The 10,130-nt window shown below is 71.0% G+C and carries 10 protein-coding genes and 2 pseudogenes; 2 read left to right on the top strand and 10 right to left on the bottom strand.

Translation table 11 applies throughout. The annotated features are described in order from the left end of the window. From carB to pyrR, 6 genes are all read right to left on the bottom strand, one after another. Positions 1 to 1,577, bottom strand: a 1,577-nt coding sequence (gene carB / locus CCN56_RS37190) for a carbamoyl-phosphate synthase large subunit (protein WP_086832129.1), incomplete at its 3' end; no start/stop codon positions are given. Continuing rightward, a complete protein-coding gene (gene carA, locus CCN56_RS37185; protein ID WP_086832128.1) occupies positions 1,570 to 2,712 on the bottom strand; it encodes a glutamine-hydrolyzing carbamoyl-phosphate synthase small subunit in 1,143 nt (380 codons plus the stop codon). The genes carA and carB, both read right to left, overlap by 8 nt. Continuing rightward, the gene (locus CCN56_RS37180) at positions 2,709 to 3,281 is read right to left on the bottom strand and encodes a hypothetical protein (RefSeq protein WP_086832127.1); all 573 of its coding nucleotides are present in this window, start codon (positions 3,279 to 3,281) and stop codon (positions 2,709 to 2,711) included. Before CCN56_RS37180 ends, carA begins: the two co-directional genes overlap by 4 nt. Then, positions 3,278 to 4,564 (bottom strand): dihydroorotase, encoded by a 1,287-nt coding sequence (locus tag CCN56_RS37175; protein ID WP_086832126.1) that lies wholly within the window; start codon positions 4,562 to 4,564, stop codon positions 3,278 to 3,280. The genes CCN56_RS37180 and CCN56_RS37175 overlap by 4 nt, the downstream gene beginning before the upstream one ends. Positions 4,565 to 4,566: 2 nt before the next feature. After that, positions 4,567 to 5,547, bottom strand: a complete 981-nt coding sequence (locus tag CCN56_RS37170; protein WP_086832125.1) for an aspartate carbamoyltransferase catalytic subunit — start codon at positions 5,545 to 5,547, stop codon at positions 4,567 to 4,569. A gap of 85 nt (positions 5,548 to 5,632) precedes the next feature. Then, complete coding sequence (gene pyrR, locus CCN56_RS37165; RefSeq protein WP_086832124.1) at positions 5,633 to 6,202, bottom strand: bifunctional pyr operon transcriptional regulator/uracil phosphoribosyltransferase PyrR; 570 nt, start codon at positions 6,200 to 6,202, stop codon at positions 5,633 to 5,635. Between the two features lie 245 nt (positions 6,203 to 6,447). Here pyrR and bldD point away from each other — a divergent pair, with 245 nt between their 5' ends. Then, on the top strand, positions 6,448 to 6,948 hold the full coding sequence (bldD, locus tag CCN56_RS37160; protein WP_017242229.1) for a transcriptional regulator BldD: 501 nt from the start codon (positions 6,448 to 6,450) through the stop codon (positions 6,946 to 6,948). Positions 6,949 to 7,123: 175 nt separating this feature from the next. Here the strand turns inward: bldD and nusB are convergent, their stop codons facing one another. The 4 genes and pseudogenes from nusB to CCN56_RS37140 all read right to left on the bottom strand — a co-directional run. Then, a complete protein-coding gene (gene nusB, locus CCN56_RS37155; protein ID WP_086832123.1) occupies positions 7,124 to 7,561 on the bottom strand; it encodes a transcription antitermination factor NusB in 438 nt (145 codons plus the stop codon). A 2-nt stretch (positions 7,562 to 7,563) separates the two neighbouring features. Beyond that, positions 7,564 to 8,130 (bottom strand): elongation factor P, encoded by a 567-nt coding sequence (efp, locus tag CCN56_RS37150; protein WP_086832122.1) that lies wholly within the window; start codon positions 8,128 to 8,130, stop codon positions 7,564 to 7,566. A gap of 48 nt (positions 8,131 to 8,178) precedes the next feature. Next, positions 8,179 to 9,291, bottom strand: a complete 1,113-nt coding sequence (locus tag CCN56_RS37145) for an aminopeptidase P family protein (RefSeq protein WP_086832121.1) — start codon at positions 9,289 to 9,291, stop codon at positions 8,179 to 8,181. A gap of 60 nt (positions 9,292 to 9,351) precedes the next feature. Then, positions 9,352 to 9,987 (bottom strand): annotated as a pseudogene (locus tag CCN56_RS37140) (AAA family ATPase); the annotation flags it as partial. 2 nt (positions 9,988 to 9,989) lie between these two features. Between CCN56_RS37140 and CCN56_RS42315 the strand changes: the two are divergent. Then, positions 9,990 to 10,130: pseudogene (locus CCN56_RS42315) on the top strand (AAA family ATPase); the annotation flags it as partial.

Below are 10,130 nucleotides of genomic sequence, written 5' to 3'. Positions count from 1 at the left end.
TAGACCGGGCGGACGCCGAGGGCGTGCCGGACCTCGCGGACGACGTCCTCGCGCAGGTCGCGGATCTCGGCGATCTGGGCGTCGGAGAAGCCGTGGCGCTTGGCCTCGGCGAGCAGCTCGGGGTCGAGCTTCTCGGCGGCGGCCAGCTCGTCGGCGATCTCCTTGATCAGGAAGAGCTGGTCGACGAACCACGGGTCGATCTTCGTGGCGTCGAAGACCTCCTGCGGGGTGGCGCCGGCACGGATGGCCTGCATGACGGTGTTGATGCGGCCGTCGGTCGGGCGGACCGACTCGCGGAGGAGTTCGGCCTTGTCGCCGGGCTCGCCGACGAAGGTGAACTGCGAGCCCTTCTTCTCCAGGGAGCGCAGGGCCTTCTGGAGCGCCTCGGTGAAGTTGCGGCCGATGGCCATGGCCTCGCCGACCGACTTCATCGTGGTGGTGAGGGTGGAGTCGGCCTGCGGGAACTTCTCGAAGGCGAAGCGCGGGGCCTTGACGACGACGTAGTCGAGCGTGGGCTCGAAGGACGCCGGGGTCTTCTCCGTGATGTCGTTCGGGATCTCGTCCAGCGTGTAGCCGACGGCGAGACGGGCCGCGATCTTGGCGATCGGGAAGCCGGTCGCCTTGGAGGCGAGCGCCGAGGAGCGGGAGACGCGCGGGTTCATCTCGATGACGATGATCCGGCCGTCGTCCGGGTTGACGGCGAACTGGATGTTGCAGCCGCCGGTGTCGACGCCGACCTCGCGGATGATCGCGATGCCGATGTCACGGAGGCGCTGGTACTCGCGGTCGGTGAGCGTCATCGCCGGGGCGACGGTGATCGAGTCACCGGTGTGGACGCCCATCGGGTCGAAGTTCTCGATGGAGCAGACGACCACGACGTTGTCGTTCTTGTCGCGCATCAGCTCCAGCTCGTACTCCTTCCAGCCGAGGATGGACTCCTCCAGGAGCACCTCGGTGGTCGGGGAGAGCGTGAGGCCCTGGCCGGCGATCCGGCGCAGCTCCTCCTCGTCGTGGGCGAAGCCGGAGCCGGCGCCGCCCATGGTGAAGGAGGGGCGGACGACGACGGGGTAGCCGCCGAGCGTCTCGACGCCCTTGAGGACGTCGTCCATGGAGTGGCAGATGACGGAGCGGGCGGACTCGCCGTATCCGATCTTGGCCTTGACGGCCTCGACGACGCCCTTGAAGAGGTCGCGGTCCTCGCCCTTGTTGATGGCCTCGACGTTGGCGCCGATGAGCTCGACGCCGTACTTCTCGAGGACGCCCTGCTCGTGCATGGAGATCGCGGTGTTGAGCGCGGTCTGGCCGCCGAGGGTGGGCAGGAGCGCGTCGGGGCGCTCCTTGGCGATGATCTTCTCGACGAACTCGGGGGTGATCGGCTCGACGTACGTGGCGTCGGCGATCTCCGGGTCGGTCATGATCGTCGCCGGGTTGGAGTTGACCAGGATCACCCGCAGGCCCTCGGCCTTGAGGATGCGGCAGGCCTGGGTGCCGGAGTAGTCGAACTCGGCGGCCTGGCCGATGACGATCGGGCCGGAGCCGATGACCAGGACGGACTGGATATCGGTGCGCTTAGGCACGCTCGGCCTCCATCAGAGAAACGAAGCGGTCGAAGAGGTACGCGGCGTCGTGCGGGCCCGCGGCCGCCTCGGGGTGGTACTGGACGGAGAAGGCCGGCTGGTCGAGCAGCTGGAGGCCTTCCACCACGTTGTCGTTCAGGCAGACGTGGGAGACCTCGGCACGCCCGTAGGGGGTGTCGGAGACCTTGTCGAGGGGCGCGTCGACGGCGAAGCCGTGGTTGTGCGCGGTGACCTCGACCTTGCCGGTGGTGCGGTCCTGGACGGGCTGGTTGATGCCCCGGTGGCCGTACTTCAGCTTGTAGGTGCCGAAGCCGAGCGCGCGGCCGAGGATCTGGTTGCCGAAGCAGATGCCGAAGAGCGGCGTCTTGCGCTCCAGGACGGCCTGCATGACGGCGACGGGGCCGTCCGCGGTGGCCGGGTCGCCGGGGCCGTTGGAGAAGAAGACTCCGTCGGGGGCGACGGCGTAGACGTCCTCGGCGGTGGCGGTGGCGGGGAGGACGTGGACCTCGATGCCGCGCTCGGCCATCCGGTGCGGGGTCATGCCCTTGATGCCGAGGTCGACGGCGGCGACGGTGAAGCGCTTCTCGCCGATCGCGGGGACGACGTACGTCTCCTTGGTGGCGACCTCCTCGGAGAGGTTCGCGCCCTTCATCTCGGGGGCCTGGCGGACCTCGGCGAGCATGGTGCCCTCGTCGGGCAGCGCGTTGCCGGAGAAGATGCCGACGCGCATGGCGCCGCTCTCGCGCAGGTGGCGGGTGAGGGCGCGGGTGTCGATGCCGGAGATGCCGACGACGCCCTGGTTGCGCAGCTCCTCGTCGAGGGAGCGCTGGGAGCGCCAGTTCGACGGGATGCGGGCGGGGTCGCGGACGACGTAGCCGGCGACCCAGATCTTCGCGGACTCGGGGTCCTCGTCGTTGACGCCGGTGTTGCCGACGTGGGGGGCGGTCATGACCACGACCTGGCGGTGGTACGACGGGTCGGTGAGGGTCTCCTGGTAGCCGGTCATGCCGGTGGAGAACACGGCCTCGCCGAAGGTCTCCCCCACGGCCCCGTAGGCACGGCCGCGGAAGATGCGGCCGTCCTCCAGGACGAGTACGGCGGGAACCTTTTCGGCTCCCCTGGTGGAGGTCGTCATCGTGCGATGCCTTCCGTCGTGTTGATCATGGAGTTGATGGTGTCGACCCAGGCCGTGTGCTCGGCCGCCCGGTCCGAGCGGAAGCCGGAGTCGATCTGCTTGCCGCCGTGCTCCCAGGTGACGATCAGGAGCCCGCCCTCGGTGAGGACCTTGCCGGCGATGCCCTTGTCGAGGCGGGCCTCGCGCAGGGCGGCGGTCGGCAGGAAGAAGTCGTTCGCCCCGGGGCGTACGACCTCGATCCCGGCGTCGGTGAGCGTGAGCTCGACGCGGCTGCGGGTGCCGAGGCCGTGGGCGACGATCCGGTCGAGCCACTGCCCGGCGGTCGTGGACCCGTGGTAGCGCCCGCTGAGAGTCAGTCTCGCCTCGCCGGTGGCGTCCGGCGCGGTGAGGAGCTCGGGGAGGTCCGACTGGAGGCTGCCGCGCCACTTCCAGCCCTGACGCATGAGCCAGTACACGAGGACGACGAAGAGGAGCAGTCCGGCGACCCAGCCGAGCCGTCCGGCCCAGTCGGTCACCTCCGCCGACTTCTGTTCGGCCGCCTCTGCGGCGATTGCGATGAGTGGTGTCACGCCAGCTTCCCGTCCACGACCGTTGCCCGGCCCCGCAGGAAGGTGTGGGTGACGCGTCCCGGCAGCTCACGGCCCTCGTAGGGGGTGTTGCGGCTGCGGGAGGCGAAGTCCGCGGGGTCCACGACACCACGGTAAGCCGGATCGACCAGCGTCAGGTTCGCGGGCTCACCTGCCGAGACGGGGCGTCCGTGGCCCTTGGCCCGTCCGATGCGGGCGGGGGCGTAGGACATCCGGTCGGCGACGCCGGCCCAGTCGAGGAGACCGGTCTCGACCATCGTCTGCTGGACGACGGAGAGGGCGGTCTCCAGGCCGACCATGCCCATGGCGGCCGCGGCCCACTCGCAGTCCTTGTCCTCGTGCGGGTGCGGGGCGTGGTCGGTGGCGACGATGTCGATCGTGCCGTCGGCCAGCGCCTCGCGCAGGGCGAGGACGTCCTTCTCGGTGCGCAGCGGCGGGTTGACCTTGTAGACGGGGTTGTACGAGCGGACCAGCTCGTCCGTGAGGAGGAGGTGGTGCGGGGTGACCTCGGCGGTGACGTCGATGCCGCGGGACTTGGCCCAGCGGACGATCTCGACGGAGCCGGCGGTGGAGAGGTGGCAGATGTGGACGCGGGAGCCGACGTGCTCGGCGAGGAGGACGTCGCGGGCGATGATCGACTCCTCGGCGACGGCGGGCCAGCCGCCGAGGCCGAGCTCGGCGGAGACGACGCCCTCGTTCATCTGGGCGCCCTCGGTGAGGCGGGGCTCCTGGGCGTGCTGGGCGACGACGCCGCCGAAGGCCTTCACGTACTCCAGGGCGCGGCGCATGATCACGGCGTCGTCGACGCACTTGCCGTCGTCGGAGAAGACGGTGACGCCGGCGGCGGAGTCGTGCATGGCGCCGAGCTCGGCGAGCTTCTTGCCCTCGAGGCCGACGGTGACGGCGCCGATGGGCTGGACGTCGCAGTAGCCGGCCTCCTGGCCGAGGCGGTAGACCTGCTCGACGACGCCGGCGGTGTCGGCGACCGGGTGGGTGTTGGCCATGGCGAAGACGGCGGTGTAGCCGCCGGAGGCGGCGGCGCGGGTGCCGGTGAGGACGGTCTCGGAGTCCTCGCGGCCGGGCTCGCGCAGGTGGGTGTGGAGGTCGACCAGGCCGGGCAGCAGGATCTGGCCGTCGGCCTCGATCACGGTCGCGCCCTCGGCGGAGAGGCCCGTGCCGACCTCCGCGATGGTCTCGCCGTCGATGAGGACGTCCTGGGCTTCGCCGCCGAGGACCCGGGCACCGCGGATAAGGATCTTGCTCATGGTTACTTGTTCTCCTCGGTGCGGGTGTGGCTGACGGCGGACTCGTTGCCGCCCAGAAGCAGGTAGAGGACGGCCATCCGGACGGAGACGCCGTTGGTGACCTGCTCGACGACCGTGCAGCGGTCGGAGTCGGCGACCTCGGCGGTGATCTCCATGCCGCGGACCATGGGGCCGGGGTGCATGACGATGGCGTGCTCGGGCATCTTCGCCATCCGCTCGCCGTCGAGCCCGTAGCGGCGCGAGTACTCGCGCTCGGTCGGGAAGAAGGCGGCGTTCATCCGCTCGCGCTGCACACGCAGCATCATCACAGCGTCGGACTTCGGCAGCACGCCGTCGAGGTCGTACGAGACGTCGCAGGGCCAGGTCTCGACGCCGACGGGGACCAGGGTCGGCGGGGCCACCAGGGTGACCTCGGCGCCGAGGGTGTGGAGCAGGTCGACGTTGGAGCGGGCGACCCGGCTGTGCAGGACGTCGCCCACGAGGGTGATGCGCTTGCCGGCGAGGTCCTGGCCGAGGCCCTCGTCGCGGCCGACGAGGCGGCGGCGCATGGTGAAGGCGTCGAGGAGGGCCTGGGTGGGGTGCTGGTGGGTGCCGTCGCCGGCGTTGATGACGGGGGCGTCGATCCAGCCGGAGGTGGCGAGCCGGTACGGGGCGCCGGAGGCGCTGTGCCGGATGACGACCGCGTCGACGCCCATGGCCTCCAGGGTCTGCGCGGTGTCCTTGAGGGACTCGCCCTTGGAGACGCTGGAGCCCTTGGCCGCGAAGTTGATCACGTCGGCGGAGAGGCGCTTCTCGGCGGCCTCGAAGGAGATCCGGGTCCGGGTGGAGTCCTCGAAGAAGAGGTTGCAGATGGTCCGGCCGCGCAGGGTCGGCAGCTTCTTGATGGGCCGGTCGGCCACCCGGGCCATCTCCTCGGCGGTGTCGAGGATCTGGACGGCGTCGTCGCGGGTGAGGTCGGCGGCCGAGATGAGGTGACGCATCATCGGGGTTTCTCTCCGTGGTGGGGAGGTGTGAGGGCATGCGGGTGCGCAGGGCTGTGCCCCGGCCCCGTCGGGGGTGCCGGTCCGGCTAGGAGGAGGCGGGCTTGCTGCCGAGCAGGACGGTGTCGCGACCGTCTTCCTCGGCGAGCTGGACCTTGACCGTCTCCCGCAGCGACGTGGGGAGGTTCTTGCCGACGTAGTCGGCGCGGATCGGAAGTTCGCGGTGGCCGCGGTCGACGAGGACCGCGAGCTGGACGGCGCGCGGGCGGCCGATGTCACCGAGGGCGTCGAGGGCGGCGCGGATGGTGCGTCCGGAGAAGAGGACGTCGTCGACGAGGACGACGAGGCGGCCGTCGATGCCGTCACCGGGGATCTCGGTGCGGCCGATGGCGCGGGCGGGCTTCATCCGCAGGTCGTCCCGGTACATGGTGATGTCGAGGGAGCCGACCGGGATCTTGGTGCCGGTGATCGATTCGAGCTTCTCGGCGAGTCGGCGGGCGAGGTAGACGCCGCGGGTGGGGATGCCGAGGAGGACCACGTCGTCGGCGCCCTTGGCGCGCTCGACGATCTCGTGGGCGATGCGGGTCAGGACCCGCGCGATGTCCGGGGCCTCGAGAACGGGCCGGGCTTCATCGCCGTACTGCTGCTGAGTGTCCATGGAAAACGGACCTCCTTCTCCGCCTCACGGGACGGCTCTTAAAGGACGTCGGATTTGCGCCGTTCACTTTACCAGGGGTGGGCGGGACCATCCCGCCCACCCCTGTCGTCACTCCGGGCGCCGTCCCCCGGGAGGGGGCGGTACGGACCATTCGGCTTGACGGGTAGGTGTAACGCTGCGTAACCTCACAGTGAGTTACCAGCCGCGCGGCGCAGCCGCATGTCGTCACAGCGTCCGGGAGCGTTATGTCCAGCGAATACGCAAAGCAGCTCGGGGCCAAACTCCGCGCCATCCGCACCCAGCAGGGTCTGTCCCTCCACGGGGTGGAGGAGAAGTCCCAGGGCCGCTGGAAGGCGGTCGTGGTCGGCTCGTACGAGCGCGGTGACCGCGCGGTGACCGTGCAGCGCCTTGCCGAGCTGGCCGACTTCTACGGGGTCCCGGTGCAGGAACTCCTGCCGGGCACGACCCCGGGCGGGGCCGCCGAGCCGCCGCCGAAGCTGGTCCTCGACCTGGAGCGCCTGGCCCACGTCCCGCAGGAGAAGGCCGGCCCGCTCCAGCGCTACGCGGCGACGATCCAGTCGCAGCGCGGCGACTACAACGGCAAGGTGCTGTCGATCCGTCAGGACGACCTGCGCACGCTCGCCGTCATCTACGACCAGTCCCCCTCGGTCCTCACCGAGCAGCTGATCAGCTGGGGCGTCCTGGACGCGGACGCGCGCCGCGCGGTCGCCCACGAGGACAACTGACCCTGCCGAGGGCGTAGCAGAAACGTACCGCCGGGCCCGTGGACGTCATCCGACGTCCACGGGCCCGGCACTTTTCTTTCCCCCGGGAGCCCCTGGCACGCCAACAGGAGCCCCGGGCACGCGAAGGGGCCCGTAGCACCGAGTGCTGCGGGCCCCTTCGCGTGCCTTACGGGACCTAGGCGTCCGCGTCGCGGCGCAGGCGCGGCTTCAGGTCCTTGAAGCGACCGAGGAGGCCGTTGACGAAGACCGGGGACTCGTCGGTGGAGAACTCCTTGGCGAGCTGCACCGCCTCGTCGATCGCGACCGCGTCCGGCGTGCCGTCCTCCCAGATCAGCTCGTACGCACCGAGGCGCACGATGTTCCGGTCGGCGACGGGCATCCGGTCGAGGTCCCAGTCCACCGCGTAGGTCGCGATGAGCTCGTCGATCCGCGCCACGTGGGCCGCGTATCCCTCGACCAGCTGCATGGTGAAGTCGCTGACCGGCGGCTGGCGGTCGTCCGACCGCGCGTGCCGGACCTGGTCCGCGAGAACCTCCTGGACGGAGGCACCACGCTGGTCCGCCTCGAAGAGGATCTGGAAGGCGCGCTTGCGGGCCTTGCTCCGAGCGGCCACGGTTACTTGTTCACCCGGCCGAGGTAGCTGCTGTCGCGGGTGTCGACCTTGACCTTCTCACCGGTGGTGATGAAGAGCGGGACCTGGATCTCGTGGCCGGTCTCCAGGGTGGCGGGCTTGGTGCCACCGGTGGAGCGGTCGCCCTGGACGCCCGGGTCGGTGTGCTGGATGGTCAGCTCGACGGCGGCCGGGAGCTCGACGTAGAGCACCTCGCCCTCGTGCTGCGCGACCGAGGCGGTGAAGCCCTCGATGAGGAAGTTGGCGGTGTCGCCGACGGCAGCACGGGAAACGTGCAGCTGGTCGTAGGTCTCCATGTCCATGAAGACGAAGTAGTCGCCGTCCATGTAGGAGAACTGCATGTCGCGGCGGTCGATGGTGGCCGTGTCGACCTTCACGCCGGCGTTGAAGGTCTTGTCGACGACCTTGCCGGACAGCACGTTCTTGAGCTTGGTGCGCACGAAGGCCGGGCCCTTGCCGGGCTTGACGTGCTGGAACTCGACGACGGACCAGAGCTGGCCGCCTTCGAGCTTGAGCACCATGCCGTTCTTGAGGTCGTTCGTGGAAGCCACGGTTGCGGAATCTCCTGGACTGACGAGGACCGAGAAGGCAGGGCGCGCCTACAGCGCGAGCAGCTCCTTGGTCGTGATGGTGAGTAGCTCGGGTCCGCCGTCCGCCTCCTGGCGTACGACGAGCGTGTCATCGATCCGGACTCCGCCCCGGCCCGGGAGGTGGACCCCCGGTTCGACGGTGACCGGCACGCAAGCGTCCAGTTTACCCATGGCCGAAGGTGAGAGCTGCGGGTCCTCGTCGATTTCGAGCCCCACTCCGTGCCCGGTGAGGGGCACGGTGGCCCCCGCGTGTCCCGCGGCGTCCAGGATCTGGCGGGCCGCCCTGTCCACGTCCCGGTAGTCGGCGCCGGGTGCGAGGGACTCGCGGCCGGCCCGCTGAGCGGCGAAGACGAGCTCGTACAGCTCGATCTGCCAGTCGGCGGGGGTGGTGCCGATGACGAACGTCCGGCCGATCTCGCACCGGTAGCCGCGGTAGTCCGCGCCGAGGCAGACGGTGAGGAAATCGCCCTCCTCGACCCGGCGGTCGGTGGGCCGGTGCCCCCGGCGCCCGGAGTGCGGTCCTGTCCCCACCGAGGTGGGGAAGGCGGCCCCGTCGGCGCCGTGGTCGACGAGCCGCCGCTCCAGCTCCAGGGCGAGGTGGCGCTCGGTCCGCCCCACCAGGATCGACTCCAGCAGTTCGCCGAGGGCCTGGTCGGCGATCTCCGCCGCGATCCGCAGGCAGGCGATCTCGTCCTCGTCCTTGACGATCCTGAGCTGCTCCACGGCGCAGGCGAGGTCGGCGAGGTGCAGTGCGGGGGCGGCGGAGCCCATGGCCCGGTGCCGGGCCACCGTCAGGTGGTGCTCCTCGACCGCGAGCGCGTCGGCGCCGGCCCGGCGGGCCAGGTCGACGGCGACGACCGCCGGATCACCGCCCCCGGTGGGCATGACCTGCTGCCGGAGCAGTTCGTCGAGCCGTCCGTCGGCCGGTTCGCCACCGGGCGCGACGGGGCAGAGCAGGACGTCCGCCTCCGGTTCCGGCCCGACGAGCAGGACGGCGCCGGGCGGCGAACCACCCGCGAGATAGCGGACGTTGGCGGGGCGGGAGACCAGGGCCGCCGGGCTGCCCGCGGCCGCGCACCGGTCGCGCAGCCGCACACGGCGGTCCGCATACACCTCTGACATGCTCCGAGCCTACGAGCGTCGCGGCGGGCCGTCCTGTTCAGAACGGCCGTCCGGGCGGGGTCACCAGGTGGGCGGGCTCGCGATCGCGCGGGCGAGGACGTCGTCGAGGACGCGCGCGGTGGTCTCGACGTCGTACGTGGAGTTGTCGATGATCGGCAGGCCCGAGCCGTACCAGCCGGCCATCCGGCCGTGGATGGCGGCGACCTCCTCGTCCGAGAGGCGCCGGTTGCCGCTGCGCTCGGCGTTGCGCTCCAGGACGATCTCCAGGCCGGGCAGCAGGACGACGGGCAGCAGGCCGGGGCCGACGTGGCGCTTCCAGCCGCCGAGGCCGACGACGGGCCGGTCCGGGAAGACGGCGTCGTCGACGATGCAGGAGATGCCGTTGGCGAGGAAGTTGCGTGCGGCGAAGCCGCAGGTGCGGCGGGCGAGCCGGTACTGCGCCTCGGAGTGCTCGTTCCAGCCGGACTGCGGGTCGGCGAAGCCGGAGCAGACCCACTCGCGGACGTCGTCGAGGCTGATGTGCGCGGTGGGCACGCGGCGGCGCTGCGCCCAGTGTCGGGCGACGGTCGTCTTGCCCGCGCCCGCGGGGCCGATGAGGAGTACGGCGAGGGTCGCCGCGCCGGTCCCGGCGCCGTGCTCCACGGGCGGCGCGAGCGGCGCGCTCACGGGCGGCAGCGGCACGTGCCCGGTCAGGTCCGCGCGCGGCGACCCTCGCCGTACTCCTCATCGGCCCCGCGGGCGCGGGCAAGACGACCGTCGCCCGACACTGGGCGCAGCGCCGCCGCGTGCCCACCGCGCACATCAGCCTCGACGACGTCCGCGAGTGGGTCTGCTCCGGC

It is taken from the genome of Streptomyces sp. NRRL B-24572, from assembly GCF_002156145.1.
GTDB lineage: Bacteria > Actinomycetota > Actinomycetes > Streptomycetales > Streptomycetaceae > Streptomyces > Streptomyces vietnamensis.
This window is presented reverse-complemented; position numbering and strand designations above follow the sequence as displayed.